The organism is Bacillus massilinigeriensis (genome assembly GCF_900117315.1).
Taxonomy (GTDB): domain Bacteria; phylum Bacillota; class Bacilli; order Bacillales; family Cytobacillaceae; genus Bacillus_BE; species Bacillus_BE massilionigeriensis.
The window spans coordinates 3,668,803-3,695,084 of sequence record NZ_LT630337.1 but is presented as its reverse complement, the minus strand read 5'-3'; the positions used below and the strand labels follow the sequence as shown (position 1 = coordinate 3,695,084).

Annotated in this window: 17 protein-coding genes and 1 pseudogene; 11 read left to right on the top strand and 7 right to left on the bottom strand. The window is 37.8% G+C overall.

Annotated elements, in window-relative coordinates:
• Positions 1 to 160: 160 nt before the first annotated feature.
• Complete coding sequence (locus BQ6100_RS18385; RefSeq protein ID WP_235816547.1) at positions 161 to 835, top strand: L,D-transpeptidase family protein; 675 nt, start codon at positions 161 to 163, stop codon at positions 833 to 835.
• Positions 836 to 1,467: 632 nt separating this feature from the next.
• Here the strand turns inward: BQ6100_RS18385 and BQ6100_RS18380 are convergent.
• Positions 1,468 to 2,019 (bottom strand): DUF3231 family protein, encoded by a 552-nt coding sequence (locus BQ6100_RS18380; protein WP_075982989.1) that lies wholly within the window; start codon positions 2,017 to 2,019, stop codon positions 1,468 to 1,470.
• 228 nt (positions 2,020 to 2,247) lie between these two features.
• Positions 2,248 to 3,486, bottom strand: a complete 1,239-nt coding sequence (locus BQ6100_RS21325) for a C39 family peptidase (protein ID WP_159433172.1) — start codon at positions 3,484 to 3,486, stop codon at positions 2,248 to 2,250.
• Between the two features lie 286 nt (positions 3,487 to 3,772).
• Between BQ6100_RS21325 and BQ6100_RS18370 the strand changes: the two genes are divergently transcribed.
• The 6 genes from BQ6100_RS18370 to BQ6100_RS18340 all read left to right on the top strand — a co-directional run bounded on the left by BQ6100_RS18370 (position 3,773) and on the right by BQ6100_RS18340 (position 12,912).
• Complete coding sequence (locus tag BQ6100_RS18370) at positions 3,773 to 4,102, top strand: serine hydrolase (protein WP_075982988.1); 330 nt, start codon at positions 3,773 to 3,775, stop codon at positions 4,100 to 4,102.
• A gap of 122 nt (positions 4,103 to 4,224) precedes the next feature.
• Positions 4,225 to 6,651 carry a S8 family serine peptidase gene (locus BQ6100_RS18365; protein WP_075982987.1) on the top strand — a complete coding sequence of 809 codons (2,427 nt, stop codon included), beginning with the start codon at positions 4,225 to 4,227 and terminating at the stop codon, positions 6,649 to 6,651.
• Between the two features lie 204 nt (positions 6,652 to 6,855).
• Positions 6,856 to 7,953, top strand: a complete 1,098-nt coding sequence (locus BQ6100_RS18360) for a hypothetical protein (RefSeq protein ID WP_075982986.1) — start codon at positions 6,856 to 6,858, stop codon at positions 7,951 to 7,953.
• A 112-nt stretch (positions 7,954 to 8,065) separates the two neighbouring features.
• On the top strand, positions 8,066 to 8,866 hold the full coding sequence (codY, locus tag BQ6100_RS18355) for a GTP-sensing pleiotropic transcriptional regulator CodY (protein WP_075982985.1): 801 nt from the start codon (positions 8,066 to 8,068) through the stop codon (positions 8,864 to 8,866).
• Between the two features lie 751 nt (positions 8,867 to 9,617).
• Positions 9,618 to 12,008: an accessory Sec system translocase SecA2 gene (gene secA2 / locus BQ6100_RS18345; protein ID WP_075982983.1), complete on the top strand. Its 2,391-nt coding sequence runs from the start codon at positions 9,618 to 9,620 to the stop codon at positions 12,006 to 12,008.
• A 1-nt stretch (position 12,009) separates the two neighbouring features.
• Positions 12,010 to 12,912 (top strand): accessory Sec system S-layer assembly protein, encoded by a 903-nt coding sequence (locus BQ6100_RS18340; RefSeq protein ID WP_075982982.1) that lies wholly within the window; start codon positions 12,010 to 12,012, stop codon positions 12,910 to 12,912.
• Between the two features lie 203 nt (positions 12,913 to 13,115).
• On the opposite strand, the gene BQ6100_RS18335 is transcribed toward BQ6100_RS18340, so the two are convergent.
• The 5 genes from BQ6100_RS18335 to BQ6100_RS18315 form a co-directional block, all read right to left on the bottom strand.
• On the bottom strand, positions 13,116 to 14,855 hold the full coding sequence (locus BQ6100_RS18335; RefSeq protein WP_075982981.1) for an SH3 domain-containing protein: 1,740 nt from the start codon (positions 14,853 to 14,855) through the stop codon (positions 13,116 to 13,118).
• Positions 14,856 to 15,075: 220 nt separating this feature from the next.
• On the bottom strand, positions 15,076 to 15,483 hold the full coding sequence (locus BQ6100_RS18330; RefSeq protein ID WP_075982980.1) for a hypothetical protein: 408 nt from the start codon (positions 15,481 to 15,483) through the stop codon (positions 15,076 to 15,078).
• 415 nt (positions 15,484 to 15,898) lie between these two features.
• Positions 15,899 to 17,635, bottom strand: a complete 1,737-nt coding sequence (locus BQ6100_RS18325; protein WP_075982979.1) for a M14 family zinc carboxypeptidase — start codon at positions 17,633 to 17,635, stop codon at positions 15,899 to 15,901.
• A 167-nt stretch (positions 17,636 to 17,802) separates the two neighbouring features.
• Positions 17,803 to 18,726 carry a polyisoprenyl-teichoic acid--peptidoglycan teichoic acid transferase TagU gene (tagU, locus tag BQ6100_RS18320; RefSeq protein ID WP_075982978.1) on the bottom strand — a complete coding sequence of 308 codons (924 nt, stop codon included), beginning with the start codon at positions 18,724 to 18,726 and terminating at the stop codon, positions 17,803 to 17,805.
• 118 nt (positions 18,727 to 18,844) lie between these two features.
• On the bottom strand, positions 18,845 to 21,691 hold the full coding sequence (locus BQ6100_RS18315; RefSeq protein WP_084780478.1) for a glycosyltransferase family 2 protein: 2,847 nt from the start codon (positions 21,689 to 21,691) through the stop codon (positions 18,845 to 18,847).
• A 493-nt stretch (positions 21,692 to 22,184) separates the two neighbouring features.
• Here BQ6100_RS18315 and tagD point away from each other — a divergent pair, with 493 nt between their 5' ends.
• The 4 genes and pseudogenes from tagD (at position 22,185) to BQ6100_RS18295 (ending at position 26,270) form a co-directional block, all read left to right on the top strand.
• Complete coding sequence (tagD, locus tag BQ6100_RS18310) at positions 22,185 to 22,583, top strand: glycerol-3-phosphate cytidylyltransferase (protein WP_075983628.1); 399 nt, start codon at positions 22,185 to 22,187, stop codon at positions 22,581 to 22,583.
• Positions 22,576 to 23,751, top strand: a complete 1,176-nt coding sequence (locus BQ6100_RS18305; protein ID WP_075982976.1) for a CDP-glycerol glycerophosphotransferase family protein — start codon at positions 22,576 to 22,578, stop codon at positions 23,749 to 23,751. Before tagD ends, BQ6100_RS18305 begins: the two co-directional genes overlap by 8 nt.
• A gap of 19 nt (positions 23,752 to 23,770) precedes the next feature.
• Positions 23,771 to 25,033 (top strand): annotated as a pseudogene (locus tag BQ6100_RS18300) (CDP-glycerol glycerophosphotransferase family protein); the annotation flags it as partial.
• A 433-nt stretch (positions 25,034 to 25,466) separates the two neighbouring features.
• Complete coding sequence (locus tag BQ6100_RS18295; RefSeq protein ID WP_075982974.1) at positions 25,467 to 26,270, top strand: ABC transporter permease; 804 nt, start codon at positions 25,467 to 25,469, stop codon at positions 26,268 to 26,270.
• Positions 26,271 to 26,282 lie beyond the last annotated feature (12 nt).

Sequence of the window (26,282 nt, the reverse complement as noted above, 5' to 3'; positions counted from 1 at the left end):
TTGGTTGTTATATTAAAAAAATTTCCTTGTTAAATGGTAATGGGGAAATTTAACAATGGTAGTTTTTTATGAAATTCACAATCCCTATTTAAAAGATAATATTTTTCTGCCATAATAATGGAAAACAAAAGTATAACTGAGTCATTGGGGTGGAATACATTTGAGAAGATTTTTAGCATTTATTGTTGTATTTTTCATAGTAGGGAGTATTCTTGCGACATTTCCAGAGGAATCGTCAGCGGCAAGCCGGTTAACAGCTCAACAAAAATTACAAAATGAGGCAAGTCAAAAGCTTGTCGTAAGAGCTTCTAAGAAGACAAAGACCGCGGCTACCCTTACTCGATATGCAAAAGTAAAGGGGAAATGGGTGAAGGTTGGTTCTACTGTTTCTGCTGTTATTGGAAAAAAAGGAGTAGGGAAAACGAAAGAGGGAGATGCCAGAACTCCAAAAGGCACCTTTCGTTTAGGAACTGCATTTGGTTGGGGTGGTAAGCCTTCAGGAATGCGGTATCCATTTCGTAAGGCAACCAAATATGATTACTGGGTCGATGATGTGAAATCAAGGGACTATAATAAGTGGGTTGCCTATAAGGGAAACCCTTATAAAAGATGGAAATCATTTGAGAGGATGACCCATCAGCTTTATAAATATGGTGTGGTTATTCGCTATAATGATAGTCCGATTGTAAAGGGAGCGGGGAGCGCGATTTTCCTTCATATTAAGAAGAGTAATACGAAATATACATTGGGCTGTGTAGCGATTAGTGAAAAGGATCTTCTAACGGTCATCAAATGGCTAGATTCAAAGAAGAAGCCGATTATGGTGATTGAGTAGGAAATTGTTGAATAGTTTAGTTGAAAAAATGTAAACACAGGGCTTTCTGTTTTGAATGATTCTTTTAGTAGTCAGGTTGATATTTTAAATCCGGCTAGGGGGAGATTCTCATAATTGGAGGCTTTGTGTTTTTTTAAAAGTGACACTATGGATATTGATTCTGTTTGTAAAGAACAAAAGGAAAAACCGGTATAACGGAATCTGTGTCCGGCAAGGGAATAGTGATTCTCAACCTTTCTTAGTAACGGACACAGGATTCGCTAAATCAATAAAAACAGTCTTAGAGAGGCAACTAACGGACAGAGCATCCGCTATTGGCGAAAAATAACAAGAACATCACATAAAAATGGGCTATTAGCGGAACGAGAGTCCGTAAAATCCAAAAGTTCAAATGGAAAAACCAAGATAACGGAAGCAGTGTCCGTAAAGGAAATCCAGAAACCCAGGTAAGGGGTATATGACAAACTTTAGGTATTTGTTTTATTAGATTAATGGAAAATTGGAAAATCATCTTTGAATTTATGCAGGGTTATCGATGGATATATGTATGCTGAAACTCATCGGGTGTAGTCCTTCGGATGTCAGTTAACCAAAAGGACCGGGTGGATTTCACCCGGTTTTTCTTATAGGAATTAGCTTTTTGGCTGGCCTGGTGGGTAATAAAAAGGGGGACTCTTAAGCCAGCCGCGTTTTTTCATAATGGATTTAATAATGGCTCCATAACGCAATGCTTCTGTTTGAAATTCAAAAAACATGAGTCCAACATCGTTTCGTATGCATTGTGACATACCTGTTGCACAAGTGGTTACGGATACTGCAAGTTTGACACTTACAAAATTGGCAATTTCCGATTCTGTCATTTTGGCTCCAAGAGGAATGGCCCTAGGCTCCGAAATGGGTTTAGGCTCTGAGGCAGGTGGTAACGGGACTCCTTCCTGTTGTAGGAAAACCTTCAGTCTTCTTGCCTGTGAACTTGCAGCTCCCATTGTTTTATGAAGAAAATTCTTTAGCTCAGTGTCTTCTGTTGTGTTTATCCCAATCTGTTCAAATGCGATCGATTCTTCTAATATCGTCAAATAAGTCCAACAAACCATTACTTCACCAACATGAAGGGCAGGCTTTGGTTCATCATCGTATAAGCTATGGATGATTTTTGCAATGGCCTCGAATGCATGTGCTGGCATCTTATTTCACCTCCATGTTTACTTTTTCCATAATAGGATTTTTTATCAGTTTTTTCATCGATTCGTGCATATATTAGAATGAAGGAGATATTAGGTGGTGGAATAAATGAGCACAATCGTTTGGATTGCTTGTGGAGTCGCCATAGCTGTTTCGCTTGGATTTTTTGATGAGAAGAAGAAGAAAAGGTGACAGGCACCATCCAAAAATTGGATGGTGCCTGTCACCCTTTAGAAATAACTTATCGCCTGGCTTCCGTATTGCTTCCAGCCTTCGACGAAGGATTTTCGTGATTTCTTTTTATTTTTTTTGCCATCAAGTGGGTCGTTGAAGTAGACATATTTTTTGTCATATCCTGTTACGAGGACGGAATGCTCTTTATATGTAATCTTAATTTTTCCCTTTGGTGTATACCAGGTTTGCCAATAGCTACTTGGGACACGGCTGAACCAGCTTGTATTGACGACCCATACCGGTTTTCCAGCGGAAACGTAGTTTAAGACGGTATCAAATGAACCTTTGGTTAGGTTGACTATTCGATTTGGTAGGTATTGTTTAGCGAGCTGCTCGATGGGTTTGTTGAAAACACCAAAACCAGGTTTGCTGAATGTATACATATTGCCAACGAATCCATAATGCGGGTTGCCAAAATGGATTTTGCCTTTGATTATTCTGTAAGGGGTTGGGTCCCTTTTTACCTTAGCGGCAAGAGTCATTTTATTAGCATTAATTCCTGCGTCCCCAAGGAGCATGGCAAGGCTTGTTACCTCACAGCCACGCGGCAGGGCCGGCATTTGTTTAATAATTGGGGCCGATACAATTTTTTTGCTTGCTCTTGCCTTTGAATAGACTTTTATTTTCGTCGAGTTACTTTTGTTTTTTGCAGCATCAATAGCATATACTTCAAAGGTAGTTCCAGCGCTTTGGAGCGGGATTCTCATAGAGAATTTCCCTGTAGAGCTAGCTGTTAGGGTTTTAAAGCTCTTACTATTCCGTTTAATGTATACCTTTGCCTTTGCAGAGGTTGTTCCGGAAATAGAGAAGGACTGGGTTGAAATTTTATTAACCTTTGGTGTAGCAGGAGGAATTTTATCCTTAACGGTTAACTTTAATTCGGCGCTTTTCATCCCAGCGTTATTCACAGCATAAATGGATACTTTTGTGCCGGAATTCAATGGTTTAGAATTTTCCAATTGAATGGTGAAAGAGCTAGAGTCATCTAGTTTAACTGTATATTCTTTTGAATTGTTGACGACGAGCCAAACTGTACTGTTGGGTTCTGCTGTTCCTGATATGGTTTTCATCACATTTGTTATTTCTTTCACTGAAGGGCTATCAGGAGGGGTTGGATTTGTCGTTGGATCATTTACCGTTGTTGGTTGATCCCCCTCTGCAAATGCTGTCGAATCATTTGGTAGACAAATGAGTATAAATGAAACTAGTAATAATAGAAAAAAAGATTTCCTCATAATAACCTCCTCATCCTTTTCTACTATAATAATAGGAAAAAGAGGAAGGAAATTCAAGGTGCCAGGCACCATCCAATTTTTGGATGGTGCCTGGCACCTCATTTGTTATAATAGAAGAAAAAAGGATGTGAAGTTGTGTTTTTCCGTAATAAAGGGTTTACTATTTTCATAGCTATTATTCTATCTTTTTCTATGCTCACGCTACCTATGAAAACTTCAGCTAGAACCTCATCCTCGACAGAAACTTTCAATTCAGGACTTGCACAAGCACTAAAGAAAGTCTTATATGAAGAAAAATGGCGGGGATATTACGCTTCAATATCGGGATTTAACGAATGGCGATGAGTATCAAATCAATGCCAAAGCCTCTCGTTCAGCAGCTAGCACGATTAAGCTACCATTGGTCCTATATGTCATGGAACTCGCCTCTCAGAAAAAAATCAATCTCAATCAAAAGCTTACATACAAGAGCTATCACTATTATGGTGGGAGCGTAGTTATTCAATATGCTAAAGTCGGATCTAAATATACAATTCGAGATTTAGTCAAAAAGGCAATGGTATATAGCGATAATATTGCTTTTATCATGCTAAAGGAAAAAGTAAATACAAGGTGACAGGCACCATCCAAAAAATGGATGGTGCCTGTCACCTCCCAAATTTTACTTGATTTCCAATATAATAGAGAGATAATAAATTTAAGATTCAGAAGTGAAATTATCGGAGGGGAAGTTTGACCGTGAAATATATTGGCTCAGTCTTTTTTTCTCTTTTCTTTCTAACACTCGTTTCTATAAACGTCTCTGCTTCGGAGCAGCACATTCCTAATGATCAAATAGAGAAAAGTACTGCCGCCATGTTTAGTGAGGAAAAAGAATTTAGTAACAAGGAATTAATAATTAAATTTCATTACTCGGTTTCTAGCTTAGAAAAGAAAAAATTCCTTCAATCTAATAATCTAGTAGAGAAGGATTATTTGAAGATTGGAAATCTATCACTTGTCTCCGTTCCCAATGGCACAGATCTCGAAACACTTGCTAAGGAATTACTGGAAAATAAGATAATCGAGCATGTTGAGCCGAACTACCAGGTGGAGAGCACCTTTTCACCTAGTGACGCTGGCTATAAAAAGCAATGGTACTTAAAGAGAATCTCAGCTCCAAAAGCTTGGGATGATACGAAAGGTTCATCAAAGGTAAAGGTTGCTGTCATTGATGGAGGGGTGCAAAAGGACCATCCAGAACTAAAAAACAAAATCGTTGACCCATATAATATGGTGAACAACAGCACCTCCTACACACCTGATGAGCATGGAACGCATGTTGCCGGAATCATTGCAGCTGCCAACAATCGATCTGGAACAGTCGGGGTCGCTCCCAATGTAAGCATTATGCCTATTAATGTATTCTCGGGATCAAGGGCAAATATGATGACCATCGTTAAAGCGATATCCTATGCAGTAGACCATAAAGCAGATGTCATTAATATGAGTCTAGTAAGCTATTCCTATAGTTCTATTTTAGAAGAAGCGGTCAATTATGCTAAAGCTAATGGAATTACCGTGATAGCTGCTGCTGGGAATGATGATACGTACTTAAAGCCGTATCCTGCATCCTTTGATTCCGTGATTGCAGTTAGCGCAACAGACTCATATGATGAAATTACCTATTTTTCCAACTATGGCTCTTACATTGATATTTCGGCACCAGGTGAAAATATATATTCTACTGTTCCTTATAAGCGCTATGCGGCAATGGACGGCACCTCGATGGCTTCACCTGTAGTATCCGGTGTAGCAGCCCTGGTTCTTTCCAAAAATCCATTCCTTTCACCAGCAAAGGTGAAGGATATTTTGAAAAAGTCAACCGCTGACCTTGGAAGAAATGGCTGGGATTCCTTATATGGCTATGGACGAATTGATGCGTATAAAGCGGTAAAAAATACTACCCCGGCGGTAAAGGATATAAAAACGGCATCGACTTTTACCATGAAGGGGACTAACAAGCATGCTATTTCCTTCACACCACAAAGTGGGACAACCGTTACAGTGTATGTTAGGAATTCAAAGGGTGAGGCTGTTCGAAAGCTAACCTCAGCCAAGTCTTCTGGAAAAAGAATGACCTCTTACTGGGATGGAAAGCTTGATACTGGAGCATATGCTTCAAATGGCACCTATTCCATGGTCGTCCGATTAACAACAAGTAAAAAATCGTATTATAAAATAAAAACCGTCAAGGTCGAGAATCAAGTGAATCCTTCCATTTCCCTTTACGAAACAAATGGAGAGTTCTCACCAAATGTAAAAAATCTTAGCATTCCATTCAAATTAAATGAGAATGCAAGAATTTCAGTAAGAGTTTATGATCAAAACGGTAAATATGTAAGAACGCTTTGGAGTGGAAAATCCTTCTATGGCGGTAAGAAATACTATGCCCAATGGGATGGTAAAAATAATGTTGGACGAACTCTAGTAGATGGTAATTATAGAGTACAGTTTACGATCATCGATTCTAGTAAACGAAAAGGAACAGCAAAATATTTTAACGTCCAAATGGATACAGTTCCTCCAAGCGACAATACTTTAACAGGAGTGCAAAGCTTTATCATAGATGGAACAATGAAGAAGGTGGGAGATTTAACGTTCAATGAAAATGTGACAGCAACCGCCTATATCACCACTACATCAGGTACGAAGGTGAAGAAATTGTTGAACAATAAAGCATTGAGTCCGAGCACCTATGAAATCACTTGGGATGGAACGAACGACCAAAAGTCATATGTGGATGTAGGGTCCTATCAGCTATTAGTAGAATTAAGGGATCGAGCGGGCAATTTGACTACTATCCAGAGTGAGGCTTTCAACACAGAGGATTGGACAAAACCAGAGGTTAAGTCGACAGCCCAAATTGTTTATAATTTGCAGGGAACCTTAAGCGTTCCATATTCTATCTCAAAAACAGGCAATGTGAAGGTTGAAATTAAGAAAGGGGAAAGCGTCATCTATTCCTATAATGAGAATACTCAAACAAAAGGCTCCTACTCCTTCACCTGGAATGGGAAGGACAACAGCGGAAACCAAGTGACAAAAGGGACATACTCCTTTAGCATCACCATACAAGACGCCCACGGAACCGGAAACTTTGTCGGAGAAATCCAAATAAATTAAGGTGACAGGCACCATCCATTTTCTGGATGGTGCCTGTCACCTTTTTCCTTAAATGCAGTAATAAATTCCCGCCCAGGGTTTAGCACTATAGTACTAGCTTATGGTGCTTAGTGTTCAATTTACTGAAAATTACTTCTTTTTATCCTTTTTTGAATATAAAATGATTTTGGTGTTAAGAGGAAAATCGGAAAGGATGAAGGATGTATGAATCGTAAAATTCCTTTAATAGGAATAATCCTAATTTTTGTTTTATCATTGGTTCTTCCACAAGGCAAAGCATCCGCAGATTTGAACGTAACAGATTTAGTTTTTAAACAGACCTACAAAGGAATATATGATTATTCCAATAAGCCTACCTACAAGATAACGATGCCAAGTGATGGACAGCTCAACCTAGAATTTACACGAAGCGAAACAGCAGATTGGTATTTAGAATTAGTGGATATCAAAACAGGCTATGTTATTGACGACTTCCATACGGAAAGACTCCCTGGTAAAGATATTAGAAAGATCGGATTAAAAAAGGGGAGCTACTACCTACAATTCACTTCCGGAAGTAATTCAAAGGAACAGTATCAATTTGTGGCTACCTATAAAACGGGCTACTATGAAAAAGAAGTCAACAATACAACAAAAACAGCCACAAGCATTAGCTTAAACAAAACCTATAAAGGCTCAAGACAGCATTATAGTGACAAGGATTATTACAAATTTACCCTCAAGAAAAATGGTAATATTGCATTAAATATAACGAAAATGCCATCTAAGTACTGGTATGTGACCATCATAAATTCTAAAGGGCAAGTATACTTAGATCGGTACACAGATTCTAATATCTATGTGACTGGAACACAGAAATTTTACCTTGGCTTACCAAAGGGAACCTACTATGTTGTCGTCAATAGTGGCTCGACAGATAACGAATATTCACTAAGAGTCAGCTACGTAGCGAGCGAATACTATGAGAAGGAATTCAACAACAGTAGAACAAAGGCAAATTCCATCAGAACGGGTAAGTACTATCAAGGTGTTCTCCAAAGCTACAGTGATGTCGACTTCTTCAAATTCAACGTCAGCAAAAAGAAAAAGGTATACTTCTATGCCGCACGAAACACGAACACCTATTGGAAGGTGAACATTCTAAATAGCAGAGGAACACGAATCTCCTATTTCTACACAAGAAATGGCAGCTCAGGATCAGGCTATGAAAGATATATTAAAACATTAAATAAAGGCACCTATTATATGGTTGTTGAGTACGGAAGTCGAGATATTCCATATAAATTTAAAGTGAATTATTAATAGCAGGATGGCAGAGTCAATTTGGGCTCTGTCTTTTTTACGGATAAAAGATATAAAGTGACTGCAATGTTCTAAAATCAACTCCTAATTCTAGGAATCATAAGGAATCAATATGAGCTTATTAAATAAAATTCGAAAAATAAACGCTATGCTACAAAAGGTCAATGTTCCTGATTATTTTATGGAAATGTCTAAGACTTTGTGTGAAGTAATTAACGCAAATGTTTTTATTGTAAACGAAAAAGGTGGGTTACTAGGTTATGCCATCATCCAACCAATTGAAAGTGAACGGATGAAAAAAATCGTGGGAGCACGTCAATTTCCAGATGAATATATTCAGAGCCTATCCCAAATTCAAGAAACCAATATTAACCTAGATGTGGAAAGTAAATATACTGCGTTTCCTGTTGAAAACAGGGATTTGTTTAAAAATGGTTTAACAACTATTGTGCCAATTATTTCAGGTGGGGAACGCCTTGGTACCTTAATCCTCTCCCGTTTAAATGATGCATTTGATCATGATGATATTCTACTAAATGAATACAGTGCAACAGCAGTAGGCCTTGAAATTATGCGAAAAAGGTCAGAAATAGCTGAAGAAGCAGCACGTAGAAAGGCGATGGTCAGCATGGCCGTTCGTTCCCTTTCCTATAGTGAGCTGGAGGCCATGAAATACATTTTTGATGAACTTGATGGGCAAGTCGGCCTTCTAGTTGCTTCAAAAATATCCGACAGAATTGGAATTACTCGCTCCGTCATTGTGAATGGATTAAGAAAGTTAGAAAGTGCAGGTGTCGTTGAGACAAAATCCTTAGGAATGAAGGGAACCTTTATAAAGGTACTGAATGATAAATTCCTTGAGAAGCTGAACCATGTTGTAATTTCACAATCTGTATTTGGTAAAAGAGCTTAGATTTGGATTGGTAGAATGAAAAGGTAGAGTTGATTTTCGGCTCTGCTTTTTTATTTTGGACTATTTTTGAGCGGGGCTGTTGGGAGGTAAGGGGAGAACGGTTGATTTGTACATGTTTTTTTAAGAAAAATGGTAACTAAAAGGATTTGAATCCTAATTTTGCTGCTGTTTTTAGCCTGCAGCTGAAGTTTAACTTCAAAAGTAAGGGGTTGGAACATGTTTATTCGCGAAATTTCCATTTTTTTCGCGAAAATCCAAGGAATATTCGCGATAATCAAAATTTATTCGCGAAAAGTGTACTTTTATTCGCGAACATAAAATTTATTCGCAAAAAGGCTGAAATATTCGCGATATTTATGGGATATTCTCAAAAATACAACATTATTCGCGAAAAGCTGGGCTTATTAGCAGAACCCAAAAAAACTCACGGAACCCCAGACTAACTCGCAGAACCCAAAAAACTCACGGAAACCCAAACTAACTCGCAGAACCCAAAAAACTCACGGAAACCCAAACTAACTCGCAGAACCCAAAAACTCGTAAAACCCAAAATAACTCTCAGAAACCATTAAATTCGTAAAACCCAATTAATATGTGTGAAACCCCAATCCCACTCAAAAAGACTCCCATTTATAAAAGAACTTATACCCCAACACCTCCATCAGGTAATTTCTGTTATATCAACATTCATTTCCACAATATGATATAATTCGACTAGATAATTATTTATTGGTAGCAGAGGAGAAAACAGATGATTACCAGAGTGAAGGAACTTTTTAACGACAGCTCAAAGGATATTAAAAGACTGTATAAATTAGTAGAAAAAGTAAATAAGCTCGAGGCAAAGTATGAAAAAATGACGGATGAAGAGCTTCGAGATATGACAACAAAATTTAAAGAGATGCTAGAAAAAGGAAAATCTATTGATGATATTAAAATAGATGCTTTTGCTGTAGTTCGTGAGGCTTCAAAGCGTGTTCTTGGGTTGAGACATTATGATGTTCAGCTCATTGGGGGATTTGTTCTTCATGAAAATAGCATCGCTCAAATGAACACAGGAGAAGGAAAAACGCTTGTTGCAACGTTGCCAAGCTATGTGCACGCCCTAGAAGGAAAGGGTGTTCATATTATTACAGCGAATGAATACTTAGCTCGCCGTGATATGGAGCTCATGGGTCAGGTTCATCAATTCTTGGGATTAACCGTTGGCCTAAACATTTCTCAAATGGAACCAAATGAGAAAATGGCTGCCTACAGAGCGGACATTACATATGGAACGGGTACGGAATTTGGATTTGACTATTTACGTGACAATATGGTGTATGACAAGGAGCAGAAGGTTCAACTGCCACTTCATTATGCTATTGTCGATGAAATTGATAGTATCCTTATTGATGAAGCAAGAACACCTTTAATTATTGCAAACAAATCAGATGAAGGTGCCGAGCTTTTCTATATCACATCCTCCATCATTAAAGAATTTAAGGAAGATGTGGATTACGAGCTTTTCCAAGAAACAAAGCAGGTGTATTTAACCGATAAAGGTGCCGCTAAGTTTGAAGAGGCATTCGGTTTAGAAAACCTCTATGACGCAGAGCACCAAGAGCTTGTTCACAATGTCATGCAATCACTTAAAGCACATACCATCATGCATAGAGATGTTGACTACATTGTAAAAGAAGGCAAAGTTCTTATTATTGATAAGTTTACAGGCCGTATCATGGAGGGACGTACCTTTAGTGAAGGCTTACACCAAGCGATTGAGGCAAAAGAGGGCCTAGAAATCTCTGAGGAAAATGAAACACAAGCAACGATTACTATCCAAAACTATTTCAGAATGTATAAATCACTTGCCGGAATGACAGGAAGTGCTACACCTTCTAAGCAAGAGTTCTGGGAAACCTATCGTTTGCGAGTTGTTACCATTCCAACAAATATGCCAATTCAACGTGAGGATTTAGAAGACTTAATTTATGCTGACTATGAATCTAAGGTGAAAAAAATCGTTGAAGAAGTAGCTAGATTGCATGGACAAGGTAGACCAATCCTCATTGGGACAACCTCTATTGAGCAATCTGAAAAACTATCAGGCTACTTGAAAAAGGCAAAGATTAAGCATCAGCTATTAAATGCTAAAACGGAAGAGGATGAAGCGAGAATCATCTCTATGGCCGGACAAAAAGGTCAAGTCATGCTAGCAACTAATATGGCTGGTCGTGGTACAGATATTTTACTAGGTGAAGGGGTCAAGGAATTGGGAGGTCTTCACATCATCGGAACGGAGCGCCATGAAAGCAACCGTATCGATATGCAGCTTCGTGGTCGTTCTGGACGTCAAGGGGACCCAGGCTCAACCCAATTTATCGTCTCCATCCAAGATGACTTATTTACGTACTACGATGAAGAAGAAAAAGAACGCTATGAGAAAAAGGTCAAAACGGACGAAACAGGAAGAATCCTTTCTCCAGATCCACTGAAATATGTTAAAAAGGTTCAAGAAACCGTTGAAAATATGCATTACTCAAGCAGAAGTCATCTACTCAAGCTTGACAACGTAACTGACCAGCAAAGTAAGGTCATTTACTCCATGAGAGATCGCATTCTAGAAATCACACCAGATGAAATGTTCGCTGAGTTAATTGAATACCTTGATAACTATGTAAAAGCCGTTGTGGGTAAAAACTATCCAGAGGGCAGCGAGGTTATCCATCCAAAGGCATTATTAGAAGAATTAAGCCTTGTCTTCTTAAACTTCGATTGGAAGTACGAAGACATTGTTGACCTAGATAGACTAGAAATTGAAGATAAAGTGATGGCTGAATATGAAAATCTAAAATCACAAATCATCAGTCTGCAGGACGACGAGAACCTACGTAGACAGTTAAAGAACTTCATGCTTCACCAAATCGATACAAACTGGATTCAGCATCTCGAATTCATGGGCAGCATGAGAGACGGTATGCACCTCAAGAGCTATGGACAGGAAGACCCATATCGTCTATATGAAAAAGATGCTTTAGAAATGTTCCATGAATTATTGTTCACCATTCAAGCTGGAATCAGCATTCGCTTTATGGAATATGTAAAAAGCCAGTTTGAAATGGACAACCGCCGAGAGGATGAAGAGGAGGAAGAGGAATAAAATGGCCCTTTTTCGTAAAAAAAAGAATTCAACAGAGACTACAGAGGTCGAAAAGGAACTAGTTCCTGGTCAGAATGAAGTAACGGAAGAAAATGAAGAGACAGTCGAGACCACTTTGATTTTTCATCCCGACTTATTCATGACCCCTCAAGAAAAATATGTATATCGCTATCATCATCTAAGACTGCCAAAGCTGAAGGAAAATCAAATTTCCATTTCAGGCTTGAAGCTTCATGAACATGAAGGGAATTTGTTTGTTATTGCCTTTTTACGTAATACCTTACCAAAATCCGTTCATTTTGAGTCAGTCGATCTAATTATTTTAAATAAAGAAAAACAACCAATTGCGAAGCAAACCTTTGACATGGATGACTTAATAGACCTTGCACCCAAATCCTGTATGCCTTGGACCTTCCTTTTCACAGAGGATTCAAGATTAACAGAGGAAGTTCCTGGTGAAGGAGATTGGACGATTGCTTTTGAATTAAAGAGCAAGGATCGTCCGCATCAGCTCGATCTAGAGGCTAGCTGGGAAAATCAATTAGCACCAAATCAAAGAGAACATCTTGAAAAACTAGTTGCGGGCTTACCAAAGCTATCCCAGGGTGAAGTTAACTTCATGGGAATCGAAGCGAAGTTTGTTCAAGATCATGCCTTTGCGGTTACTGTGCTCATCCGTAACGGTAGCACAAAGAACATTCAATTAGAGCAAATTCCATTAATCGTCGAAGATGCTGACGGAGATATCGTCTGCCAAGGCGGCTTCAAGCTAGATCAATTTGAAGTAAAAGCCAATACAAGCAAGCCATGGACATTTATCTTCCCTGCTCAGCTTGTATTAAAACCAGAGCCAAATTTAGCAAGCTGGAAGGTATATCCTCCAGCGCAACAGAAGGCGGAATAAAAAATGAGAAGCGGGTCTGCATGAATTTGCGGGCTCGCTTTTTTGCTCCCTTTCTTTTCAAAAATAGGGAAACCTTCGAGTCCAACTTGATAAAGTCGTAAGTCTCTCCACACAAAAACCTCTGAAAAACAGCGCCACTTTGACGTCTTCTTCAGAGGTTCTAAAAGTCTATTTCAATATAAAAATCAAAATCTAACAAACAACTATTTTAAATTAGAGGATGCTAAATATCCAACCTCTTTAGATCCTTTAACTGACACCTTAAACCAGTTGAATAAGTTTGCGGTTGAGGTATCTTCATATGGCCCGCCAAGAATCGTTACGGTCGTACCGCTTGATAAGGTTCTTATCTTTGTGCCGCTTGTTGATGGTGACTTGCGGAAGTTTGCCGCAGAGCTAATTTTGATTACTGCTCCTTTTGTGTAAAGCTGAGTGGAGCGGGTTTTTGTACTTGTTGTATAAGTCATTTTTTCCTTAAATGAAAGAAGCCCAGTCACTTCATCCTTATTAATCTTCAATTCTTCTTTTTTCAAGACGTAAGGTGATACTAAGGCGCGGTCTGCCATATAAGTGTACACCTTAACCTGGTAAGGATTGCTTGAGACGATTGGGTTATTTCGGTAGGATAGCCCGTTATAGGCCATGATAGCGAAATACCAGTTTTCAAGGATATTTTTTTCATGTCCATTCATCCTTGGAATGATAGGATTAGCCGCAGTGGCATAGTTCCATTTTTTCAAAAGAATCTCGACACCCGTTTCAATATTATAGTTGATGTCGTATTTTACTTTTTCCCAATCATATTGCTGATCGTTTTCGGACTGTGGTGTAACCTGCATGATGCCATAACCGTTATCTGCGCTTTTGAAAACCTCGCCAGTTGACGTAAACTGGAGCAGCCTTCCGTTTTCCGTAATCGCAATGGCTTTAACTACCTCTGGAGGAACGCCATTCGCCACAGCTGCTTTCGTCAATAAGGTTTTAATATCCTTCACGTTTAAAGGAAGCTGGGCCATAATGGCTTTAAAACGCTTATCTAAAAGCGCTTTTTCAGATGAAGTGAAGCTCTTAATATCTGATGTGAGCTGATTATAAATTTCAGGCACCTTTGCATCTGATTTTCCTGGTGAAACTAGACGATCTAGTTCGTTAAAGTTTGTATCCATTGACATTAGTTTGGCTAATGTCCCTGTTTGATATTCGCTTGGAATGGCTGCATTTAGCTTGACGACCTCTAGCTTTAACGATTTCTTCAACGCGCTCTGTTTGACAGAGTCGATGTAAAAAACAATCGTTTTGTAAGTGCTTGCTAGTTTAGCGGACGTAGTTTCCTTTTTTAATAGAGTGTTCGTATCGTTGATGGCTTTTTTAACTCTAAAGGTATCATAATAGTCGGCAATCACTTTATTGGCTGGTGTAAGATAAAGTTTTTTGACTGTGTCTCGTGATTTTGATCCATATACATAATTGAACTTAGAGCTATTCTTTTTCACCTCTGTTGAAAGGCTTGTATAGGCATCAATGGTTTTTTGATCCAGCCTTCCGTACTTAATGAGATTGGTAAAAGTGCTCCTTTTCTTCTCAATGGCTTTTCCAGCTGTTACAGCCGTAATATATTTTTTACCTCTGTCGATTTGCGTTTTCACGTTCGCAAGCTTGGAGACGTAAGGCTTTCTTTGCTTACTGGAGAGTTTATCGACTGCCTTTTTGGCGCTGGTGTATTTTTTCACTGCAGCCGAATATTCTTTTGATGGAATATTTTTTCCTGTTGCCTTTTTTTCTACTAAGCTCACATTTGCTAATGCATTTCCCGCTTTGATGGCGTCATTGACAAGTGTGGATGTTTTGCTAGCGGCAAAGGCCGATTGAGGCGGTAAAAGTAAGAAAAAAAGAGCTATGGAGACTAAGAGACTAATAGATAAGCAGTTTCTTAATTTTAACATTGATAGTACCACCTTTTTGATATCAAAAAAGGCATGACCCAGCAAGAGAGAGACCCATAGTAGCTTATTTGAAATGGGTAGTATCTTTTTGAGTCAGCCTTTATTGATTTTTTATATGATCCCACGTTTACGGGCTGGTCGATTAAAAAAGTGTAAAGTTGGACGTCTACTTGCACTTGCTAGTCAAGTGCCTTCGTTCTCCTACTTGAGATGGAGTTTTTTAAATAAATTCAGGCCAATTTTGCTGAATTTCGTCCCCTTCGATTTTTTCAAGAGTTCGATATTTAAGTGGCAGTAGTTCTTCGTCGGATTTATTTAAGAAATCTTTGGCAATTTCAAAAGGTATCAAAATAAATTGGTCTTCCTCTTCTGAAATTAAATAAGCTCCAATAACTTGTCCCTTATTTTCCATATCTAGCGTTAAAAATGCAGGGTAGTATGTTTCATCGTTTGCTAATAAGATCGATTTTGCCGTTACTGTTCCATCTTCTTCGAATTCGATCGTCTCATTGCTGATATTCTCTAACACCTTAACGGCCCAGCCTTGCTTTTTATATCCACCAATAACCTTTGGAGGATTTTCCTTCAATTGCTCCAAAAGGTCTTTTGTTTGATCTTGTTCGCTCATTGTATTACTATATCCCTCCCGATATATCTAATAGACCACAGCCAATAATAACTTTATCATAAAGTATTGCCGGATAGAAATATTCATTAATAAAGAGTAACACAAATGTAATATGTTCACAAATATGACTACTTTTTTATTATCCCTATTCTAATTTAGTATAGAAGAATAATTGAGGCAATGCAAAAAAGTTACCAGTGGGTTTTGTTGTAAGCTCGACACCAGAACCCGTGAAAACACGGGCTAACCCCACCTGACAGCCTCAAAATTATGATGACAAGGCCACAAACAACATCAACCCAAACAGCCATACAACAAACGCCCAGAAGTTAATCCTCCTGGACGTTGTAAACATACGGTGCTGATTTAAAATATAACCTAAAGATTCGTCTTTTAAAAGTGTTTGTTCAAATTACTAGTTAGCAACAACCTGACCATTTAAACTATTCTCCAAAACCTTCAATTGACCTTCAACAGCTACACGTCTATCCACTAATGCCTGATGAATTTTCGGATAAACCTTAGCTGATGCTTCTTCAAGCAGGATGACCTTCGCAAGATTTTCCCTTGCACCATCTGCATTCTTCTCATTGATTTGTTTTTCGATTTCACTCAATAGGTTGTAGCGATCCATTTCATTTTGGATGCTATTGATTGTTGCTTGGGCTGGTTCAATATATTTTGTTGTGGCATAGGTACGTGCCATTTTTCCATACATTTTTGCAATAGCCTTTTCACTGCTTGTTTTAGCTGCAATTAATTGGTCAAAGGCTTGTGCTGTGCTAGGCTGAATGGATTCCGCTTGGCTTAATGCTTCAGTGAAGCTTTGATTTAAGGTAGCAAGCTGATCCCCAGCCTTGATGCTAGTTGTATAGTATCCTGAGTACATTAAATAATTTTTAATGTTGGATTGATATTTTGTATATTTGCTTTTGTATTTGGACGGAAGCTTTTTAGCAGAAGCCTCTAGCTTTGCAGATTCCTTTTTCACTTTGTTATAAATGTCTGTGAATTTTTGCTCGATTTTTAAATCATTTGTTGATTTTACATTGGTATAATAATAAGTTTTTAGTTTCTTAGTTTCATTTTCTAAGGTTTTATACTGGCCGACTAAGCGATCAACTGATTTTTGATAGCGTTTGTCGAATAGTTTGGTGCTTTCTTGGGCAACATACAGTCCAATCGCTTTATTTTCACGCCATGCCTTTGGAAATTCGGAGATAGGTGGATTGGTTTCTGTATAGTATCTTGAGATTTCTGGTGTAAAGGCTGGACGTTTTTTGGCGTCGACAAACCAATCAGTGAAGCCTCCACCGCCTGTGCCAGGCTTGTTGCTTGGATACATTAACGAATAGCCTGTCATACTACCAATTTTCTTTGCAAAAGCATGATCTCGTTTATATCGTTCACCAGCTTGTTTGAACTTCCAGTAGAGAATTTCCCCTGTGCTGTGATAGGAAACGGCCATCTCTGGATTGATTGTTTCCACAAATTTTAGAAGAGCCTTTGTTTCTGCAGCTGATTCAGGGGCTTTCCCTTTATAATTTTTATAATATGGAGAGGAAGGACCTTTTATGTACTTCCAATTGGCGTCATATTGGCGGTTTAAATCCACGCCTTTCCCGTTTGCTTTCCATCTTTTAAAGTTCTTGCTGCCGTCGTTCATTTTGATTATTGCTTTATGATACTTTTTTGGAAATGCCTTTAATCCTGACTGTTGAAGGGTTACTCCATCTGGATTGACCATGGGTACGAACCAAATCGTCGTTGAGTTCAAAATTTTATAAGCATCATAACCATTGATTTTTTGCTTATGAGTATAGGCGTAGGCGTATTGATCTGCCATATACATGTTTAAGTTGGTTGTTAGCCATTCGCGAGCATGGTGAGAGCCATTAATAAAAACAGTGGATGTTCCTTTTCCGACAGAAAAGGCATAAATGTCTCGTCCAAACTCCGATTTCCCGATGACTTTAACATGAATTAAGTCGGGGTATTTTCTCTGCAATAATTTAATGTCTCGGACCATTTCGTTATAGGTGTAGGTTTGATTTGGATTCACAATCTGGCTCTTCGCTTCAGCAAAGTCCCCAAATGTTAGGCCTGAAAATAGGAAAATGGCCGTAATAATAAAAATCTTAAGCTTTCTCAAAGTTGTCCCCCCAATGAATCTAACAATCTATGTATCTCTCAAAATTTTACTATAAAAGTTTAATCTATGACTATAGTGTTTTGCGAAAAAATGAGAGAAATTGTCTAAAAAAGGTGCCTGTCACCCTTGAACAAGGGTGACAGGCACCTAGTAATATATGGAAATTCTTATTTAATCTCAAGCTGGGTCTTTAATTCTGAAATCACTTCTTGACGCTTTTGTTCTGGGACGACTTGGTAGTAGATACCATTGATTTTGGTGCCTTGTCCCTGGATTTGGATTTGGTCAATATTGTGTCGTGCTTCTTTGTAATTTTTTTGAATGACCTTCATTTCATCAAATGTTAAATCGGTCTCCACATTTTTTCCGATGGCTTCAAGGATATCATCAATTTTATTAACAGATGATAGGTTTGCACCCTTTTCAAGAACTCCTTCAATCACTTGACGCTGACGTTGTTGACGTCCGAAATCTCCATTCGGATCCTTCTTTCTCATACGTGCATAGGCAAGTGCTTCCTTACCATTCAGATCAAGCTTTCCTTCAGCAAAAGAGTATTGATCTTGAGAGAAAGAGAAGCTGTTGTCAACTGAAATTCCGCCCACTGCATCGACTATATCTACAAAGCCTTCCATATTCATTTTAATATAGTAATCTACTGGGATATTTAAAAAGTTTTCAACTGTATTCACAGTCATTTCTTCTCCACCAAATGCATAGGAGTGGTTGATTTTATCCTGTGTGCCACGACCAACAATTAAAGTACGAGTATCACGGGGGATACTTATCATTTTCACTGATTGTGCTTTTGGATTAACGGCCATGACGATTAAGGTATCGGAACGACCCCTATCTCCTGAACGTTCATCCACACCCATCAATAAGACAGAAAACGGCTTGGCGTTATTTAAGCTTACTTGTTCTTCTCGTTTGTCTGACTTATCACGGTGGTAATCACTTTGCATATTTGCAACGGTTTTTTCTACTGTTCTATATAAATAAAAGGCATAGCTTGCTCCAACTAATAATAAAGAAAGAAGGGCAGCACCTGTATATCTTAACCATTTACGTTTTTTGTTTTGTTTTTTCATGCGTATATCCTCCAAATAAAGAATGTTTGTTACGCCAAGATTGAATTATATACGCATGAGACTTTTATCACAATGGATGTTACATGAATAAATACCTATTTATGGGCATTCAGCCAACTTACTTAAATTTACGAACAAACTTAGACCAAAACGTAAAGCTTTGGACAAACAAATCGTTTTTAAAGGTTTCTCCTGTTTCTATATAAAGATCATCCACCTTAAGTGCTTGATGGGAATGACCTTTAATCTTGGAAACGTTCAGACGTACCTCTTTATTAAATATTTCAAAATAAAAGTCATACTCCATATTTTCCTTCAAGAATTTTTTCCAATCTAATGAAAAGGTGTTCGGTGCTGTTTTTTCAAAAAGAATTGGCTCCCGAGTCAATCGATCCTTTAGGAAGAAAGTCATGGATTCATTAGCTTCCATATCCATCCTCAATGAAATTCCAGTTTCGTCGATATTGAATTCCTCAATGACAAAATCTAAACCAGCCTTAATCGAGATGGTGCCATTTTTCGTTTCATGTAAAAATAAAAAGGCAGGCTCCGTCCGGAAAGATGGAATAAAGTCATCGATGAATAGATCCTCGAGCTTGAATGGATGATTATACACCTCAAAGTACCAATCATAGGTTGTATCCTTTAACTCAAATTGATCCCATGCCAGTTCGTATTTTTTCGGGGCAACCTTCTCTAAATCAAAGGTTTGTCCGGTTTTTGTATCTTTAATAAAAAATTTAAAGACCTTTGGCTCGAATTTCCCGGTTGAAACCATCAGCTTCTTTCGTGTAATTTTTGGCGTGTCTACCGGTGTTAAATAGGCTGTACGAAAGGAAAGATTATCGTAAATCGTTTTGTACATCTCAATAAAGGAGTGATCCTTTTTCACCATTTTTGCCTGGAAGCTTTCCGGATTTTCAACACAGACGCGAACCTTATGGTTGAAAATTTTATAGCTCAAGTCAAATACCGTATTCTTCTTCATCAGGTGGCGAATTTTACACTCAAAATGATTAGCAACCTCTTGATCAAAGGTGAAGTTTCTTTTTGTATTCCGATCAGATATGTAAAATTCGAGCATAGAAGTTGCATTGTGGTTGGTCACTACTTGAATTTTATCCGTTGTTAACGAGATATTGATAATTTCCAATTTCGGTGATACCCCAATAGAGATATGTCCATTTTTTGAAACATAGGAAGCAATCAGTCGATTCTTCTCTTCAATGAGGCGATTTCGATAACCTTTAACCTGATCTTTCTTTATTTTATGTTTGTTTCCTGAAATCTCGTAAAAAAGATCATAGAGCATTTCAGGTTCGGTAATGAAATCCCAGCTAATTTCAAATACGCCATCTATCAACTTGGCCACAGGGAAAGGTGCTTTTAATGACTTTTCTCCGACCATAAAACTTACCGATGGATATAGATGATGGTCGACCTCTATTCGAATTCCTTGATCCGTGACCTGAATGCCATCGATTTGAACGATGTTACTCACGACGGATAGGTTATTTTTCCCCGTAAATCGGAGCTGGAAAGTATTCGTTCCATTATTTCCTTCTTGATTAACAAAGACTGTCACCATTTCCTTTGTCACACGGAATTTGTCGATTTTCTTATCGTGATTAAAGACAAGATAAATGTCATATATCGTATCCTCGCTAAGAGTATCAAGAGCGAGCTCTCCCGAAAATTGATTTCCTTCAGCTTTCGTAAGTTCAGAAGAACGCTTGTCAGCAAATGATTTTCTTGATTGCAGCTCAATCGATACAGACTGAATGGAAAACACTTCTGGCAACGTAATGCCTTCAATATGTAAACTTTGCTCTTTATTTTCTAGTTTTCCAATTTTAATAAACTGCGGTTCAAGAACTTTTATTTCAAAAAGATTATCTGGGATATCAAGCTCCGGATGGCGGAATAATTTGATATTCCAATAATATTTTCCATTTTCCTCGATAACATTTCCTATTGGACTTTCCTCCAAAAGCTGTAGTAATTCGGCTATTTGATCATGTTGAATCATATATATATAAAGATTTTCTAAAATGGTTAATTCATTTTGATGAATCCCTTCGACTAGAGCAAATAGGTCTTTTACTTCTTTTAAATACACTTCACGAAATTCAGGACTACCGACCATCCCTTTGATGGGCAGGAGCAGACGGTATAAATTTCGAATGAAAAAGGCATTGGTCAGCCTTGGGTCGCCGTACTCGTTAAAATATTGAAGTTGATATCGATAGGATTGAATTCGGTCCTCGAAATTAGATAGATTTCTTTTTTCCTGAGAGAGAGAAGGGGCATCATTTGGATCACGTTTTCTCCATAAATAAACAACCTCAGGAATAATGGCGATTTTCTTCGCGTGTAAAAAAGCCTTATGTACCATGGGTCTGTCGGAATAAATCATGCCTTCTGGGAGGAAGCATTCATGTTCAAGTAAGAATTCTCTTCTAAATAATTTATTCCAATAAAAGACATCATAAAAAAGATCCAAGTATTCATAAATGCTTGAAATCACTCGTTCCTTCTGCCAAACGCATTTTTCCTTCCGGGCAAGAAATTCTCTTTCGACTCCGCCCATCAATAAATTTCCTTTACCAATGACAATGTCTGCATTTGTCTCTTCTGCTTTTGAAAGCAATTTTTCGTAAGCATCTAATGGCACAACGTCATCTGAATCCACGAGTGCAATATACTTTCCGGTTGCTATTTTTATCCCAGCATTGCACGCGGCGGCCACACCTTGATTTTCTTGATGAATGACTTTTATATGAGGATGATTTTTTGCATATTCCTCGATTATTTCTGGGCTTCGGTCTGTGCTTCCATCATTTACGATAATGATTTCAGAAGGTTGAATTGTTTGTCTTATGATGGATGCAAGGCATTCCTTTAAATACGGCTCTGTATTATATACTGTGACAACAACACTTAATGAATATTCCAACTCAATCACCTAACTCTACTTTTTATACGGAGTAGCTACTTTTATGTAATAATAATTAATTTATTCTTCCATAGAATACCGTTATTTTTAGTTTGACTCAATTTGTTTATCTTCATAATACAACAGATGATTTGCTAGAAGAAATCCCCTTCATCATAATGGGTGAGAAGAATCGACAATATTCCCAAATCTTATGAAAAAATTAGTTGATTCTTGTATATTCCATTGAGAAGATTTAAAATGGATAAGGAAATAGAAATATGTTGGACAAAGAATTTGTCTTAACAACTAAACCATAACGGTTATTAGGAAAAAAGCAAAAGGAAAATTCCTTTTATTTGATAAAGTTTGGCATGAATACAAGCTGAAAAGGGTATAAATGATTCGATGGGAAATATTTGTGAACAATAAAATAATAACAATCCCGTCGTTTACTATTTGCATTTCATTGATTCATGTTTTTAGGATTCATTCTTATTATTGCAGGAGGAGTGCATGAATGATGAAAAAAGTCATCACTTATGGAACATTTGACTTGTTACACTGGGGTCATATCAATTTATTAAAGCGTGCAAAGGCACTAGGTGATTACCTAGTTGTTGCCATTTCAACTGATGAATTTAATGCGATTAAAAATAAAAAGTCCTACCATTCCTTTGAAAATCGAAAAATGATTTTAGAGGCAATTCGTTATGTGGATGAGGTCATCCCTGAAGAGAACTGGGATCAAAAAATCCGCGATGTTCAAGAGCATAATATCGATATTTTTGTCATGGGCGATGATTGGGAAGGCGAATTTGACTTCCTTAAGGATTATTGTGAGGTCGTTTACCTGCCTCGTACTGTGGGGATCTCAACTACGAAGATTAAAAAGGATTTATTAAAGGTTAACAATGGCTAGGGAGTTTGTCATCAACGCTTACCTTTTCCTTTTTAAGCTTATTTTCAACCTATGTAAAATTGTCCCTCTAAAGAATAAGGTAACCTTTGTTGTCTCCTTTGGCGACAATTGCGCTTATGTTTATGAAGAAATGAAAAAAGAACATTACCCAGCTCAAGAATTCATTTTCTTGAAAAAAAAGGGTTGTAAATACAACTTTCATCCAAATGAAAATACAAAGATTATCCCTTTTGAGACGTTGAATGTGGTGGAAATGGCTCGTTCCATTTTTCATCTCGCAACGTCTAAATATGTTGTAATCGATAATTATTATGGCTTTTTGGCAGCGACTCGTTTTAAAGAAGGAACTGAATGCATCCAGCTTTGGCATGCGGCAGGCGCCATCAAAAAATTTGGACTCGAGGACCCATCCAACGCCGCTAGAAGCAAGCAAGCGTTGAAAAGGTTTAAACAAGTGTACCGGAATTTTCATAAGGTGGTTGTCGGTTCGGATCATTTGGCCAAAATATATTTTGACTCTTTTGGGATCAATGAGCAAAATATTTTGCGGACAGGCATTCCTCGAACCGACCTTTTTTTTGATACAGAGAAAAGGTCGCAAATCCTAAAGGGGTTTGAGAGCCTGCTTCCGAATTTAAACGGCCGTAAGATCATTCTTTATGCACCGACCTATCGAGAAAAGGATCTGGATGAATTCAGTCTACACTTGGATTTGGCACAGCTGCACGATGCATTGAGCGAAACCCATGTAGTGATTTTACGTTTACATCAGGCTGCGGTTCATCGTTCAAATGAATTTAGTCAGCTTTACCCTGATTTTGTTTATGATTTAACGTCATACCCAGAGTTAAATGAAATTTTATTCCTTTGCGATTATTTAATAACGGATTACTCTTCGATTCCGTTCGAATTTTCCATCCTAGAAAGGCCAATGATTTTTTATCCATATGATTTGGAGGAATACCAGGTAGAAAGAGGATTCTGGGAGGATTATGAGACCTTTGTGCCGGGACCTGTTGCCTATAGCACAGAAGAAATTATCAAAATTATTTCGTCTCATTCATTTGATTATTATAAAATTAAAACTTTCGGTCGAAACTGGAATAAGTATTCTAATGGAGAATCGAGCCGAAAGCTTGTTGAGTATATGCGGTGGAATATCAGCTGATTTCTTCCACTTTTTCTGAATTAAGGAGTCAAAGATGAGTCTATTGTATAAGATTAAAAAAAGTGACATGTTAAAAACCCTTTATAAGATACTGTTTCAAGTTGTAGGGAGGCTTCCTGCTAGGAAAAACCTCATTATGTTTGAAAGCTATCTTGGTAAACAATATAGTGACAATCCCCGGGCAATTTATGAATACATAAAGGAAAATCATCCAGAGTACAAAATGTTTTGGAGTGTGGATAAAAGATTTGCATCCTACTTTATTGAAAATGGCATTCCATATGCTAACCGGTTTTCTGTTAAATGGTTATTTAAGATGGCCATGGCGAAGTATTGGGTTTCCAATAGTCGACTACCACTCTGGATTCCAAAGCCAGAGCATACAACCTATTTGCAAACATGGCATGGCACGCCTTTGAAGAGGCTGGCGATGGATATGGATCAGGTAAAAATGCCAGGCACTAATACGAAAAAGTACAAACGAAATTTTACAAATGAAGCGAAGAGATGGGATTACTTAATCTCACCAAATGCTTACTCGACAGATATTTTCAGAAGTGCCTTCCAATTTGATAAAGTGATGATTGAATCTGGTTATCCAAGAAATGACTATCTTTATCAGGAAAATAATGAAGCTTCCATTCAAGCCATCAAGGAAAAATTGAAGCTTCCACTCGATAAGAAAATTATTCTTTACGCTCCAACCTGGCGTGATAATGAATTTTACGGACAGGGAAGATACAAATTTAAGCTTCAGCTTGATTTGGATCGCCTTCGCGCTGAGCTCGGTGAAGAGTATATTTTTATTATGCGTATGCATTATTTAGTTGTTGAGAATTTTGATTTGTCGGCATATGAAGGTTTTGCTTATGACTTTTCAAAATATGAGGATATCCGTGATTTGTATTTAATTAGTGATATGCTGATTACGGATTACTCCTCTGTTTTCTTTGATTACGCGAATTTAAGCCGTCCGATGATTTTCTTTGTCTATGACATTGAATCCTATCGTGACAATTTACGTGGCTTCTATTTCGATTTTGAGGAGAAGGCACCAGGCCCGTTAGTTAAAACAACCGAGGAGGTAATTAAGTATATTAAGGAATTTGAGGAGGATGGCAGTCTTTACATGAATACTGAATTGTTCCGTGAATTCCATGAGAGGTTCTGTTCTTGGGAATCCGGCCAGTCGTCAAAACGTGTGGTTGAGCGTGTGTTTTTAGAGGAGACGAATGAGCAGGAAGCTTTGGAAAGGGCAGTTAATGTTTCAGCCCGTAAGTAAGTTAAGAGGAAACTTGTTAGGAGACACGATTGGTGTCTTCTTTTTTTGAGGAAAAGCCAAAAAATGTATCTGAGGGTAGCATCTCAAAGTAGTCATCAAGAGTGACAGGCACCAATAAACTGTAAGGCGTCATAATTTGAGGGTAATGCGTCTAAAAATATAGATGCTCGTTTTGAGTTCTATAGGCATTGCGTAAAAATTAGCGTCTAATTGTGACAAATGGCCAAAAAACCACGTGCACCTACAATTAAAAGTTGATTTTCATGATTCCCTCCTATTAAGAAAGGCAATAATGGGAATAGAAGATGAAAAAAGTTAAACGATTGGGTAGTTGTATCGGATTGGACTATTCCGTATAATATCATTATGGCAAAATAGGCTTTTTTTGATTGCTGTATTATTTTAACTCGATTCAGGAAGGATCCTTTTTATAATGAGCTTTATTTCGACGGTTATTAAAGAACAGATACAAAACTTCTATTTAATTAGAAGATTATCCCTATATGAAGTGAAAACAAGCAATAATAACAATTATTTAGGAATGCTTTGGGAAATATTGAATCCAGGGATTCAGATTGCGATTTATTGGTTTGTTTTCGGATATGTAAGCAATCGTGATAATGTTGACGGAATTGAATATTTTCCTTGGATGTTGGCTGGGATTACTCTTTGGTTCTTTGTCAATCCAGCGATTACGCAAGGTTCGAAATCCATTTATACAAGATTAAAAATGCTGTCAAAAATGAATTTTCCGATGAGCGTGATTCCTAGCTATGTGATTTTTTCAAAGCTATACCCACATATGATGTTAATCGTAGTTATAACCTTGTTGCTTCAGTTTCTTGGGTATCCAATTAGTATTTACTACATACAATTACCTTATTTCTTGTTTGCGACGGTTGTGTTTTTATTTGCCTTATCACTAATTACTTCGACCTTAACGACCATTGTGCGTGACTTTCAAAATGTCGTGACTTCGATTATGAGAGTTTTGTTATATTTAACTCCCATTTTGTGGGCGTCATCTAGACTTCCTGATTGGATGCAAATGGTGATGCTATCTAACCCACTTTATTATTTAATCCAAGGTTACCGTGCATCAATGCTTGGAACAGGTTGGTTTTTCGTTGATCATTGGCTATATACCTTGTACTTTTGGGGAATTTTATTAGTGCTACTATTCATCGGTTCAATGCTTCATGTTAAATTCAGAAGACATTTTATCGACTATTTATAATGGATGTGATGA

Coding starts and splice junctions, on each gene's coding strand:
- BQ6100_RS18360 (WP_075982986.1), top strand. CDS start 6,856: ATGAATCGTAAAATTCCTTTAATAGGAATAATCCTAATTTTTGTTTTA.
- secA2 (WP_075982983.1), top strand. CDS start 9,618: ATGATTACCAGAGTGAAGGAACTTTTTAACGACAGCTCAAAGGATATT.
- tagD (WP_075983628.1), top strand. CDS start 22,185: ATGAAAAAAGTCATCACTTATGGAACATTTGACTTGTTACACTGGGGT.
- BQ6100_RS21325 (WP_159433172.1), bottom strand. CDS start 3,486: ATGAGGAAATCTTTTTTTCTATTATTACTAGTTTCATTTATACTCATT.
- BQ6100_RS18305 (WP_075982976.1), top strand. CDS start 22,576: ATGGCTAGGGAGTTTGTCATCAACGCTTACCTTTTCCTTTTTAAGCTT.
- BQ6100_RS18295 (WP_075982974.1), top strand. CDS start 25,467: ATGAGCTTTATTTCGACGGTTATTAAAGAACAGATACAAAACTTCTAT.
- BQ6100_RS18370 (WP_075982988.1), top strand. CDS start 3,773: ATGAAGAAAAATGGCGGGGATATTACGCTTCAATATCGGGATTTAACG.
- BQ6100_RS18330 (WP_075982980.1), bottom strand. CDS start 15,483: ATGAGCGAACAAGATCAAACAAAAGACCTTTTGGAGCAATTGAAGGAA.
- BQ6100_RS18340 (WP_075982982.1), top strand. CDS start 12,010: ATGGCCCTTTTTCGTAAAAAAAAGAATTCAACAGAGACTACAGAGGTC.
- tagU (WP_075982978.1), bottom strand. CDS start 18,726: ATGAAAAAACAAAACAAAAAACGTAAATGGTTAAGATATACAGGTGCT.
- codY (WP_075982985.1), top strand. CDS start 8,066: ATGAGCTTATTAAATAAAATTCGAAAAATAAACGCTATGCTACAAAAG.
- BQ6100_RS18380 (WP_075982989.1), bottom strand. CDS start 2,019: ATGCCAGCACATGCATTCGAGGCCATTGCAAAAATCATCCATAGCTTA.
- BQ6100_RS18335 (WP_075982981.1), bottom strand. CDS start 14,855: ATGTTAAAATTAAGAAACTGCTTATCTATTAGTCTCTTAGTCTCCATA.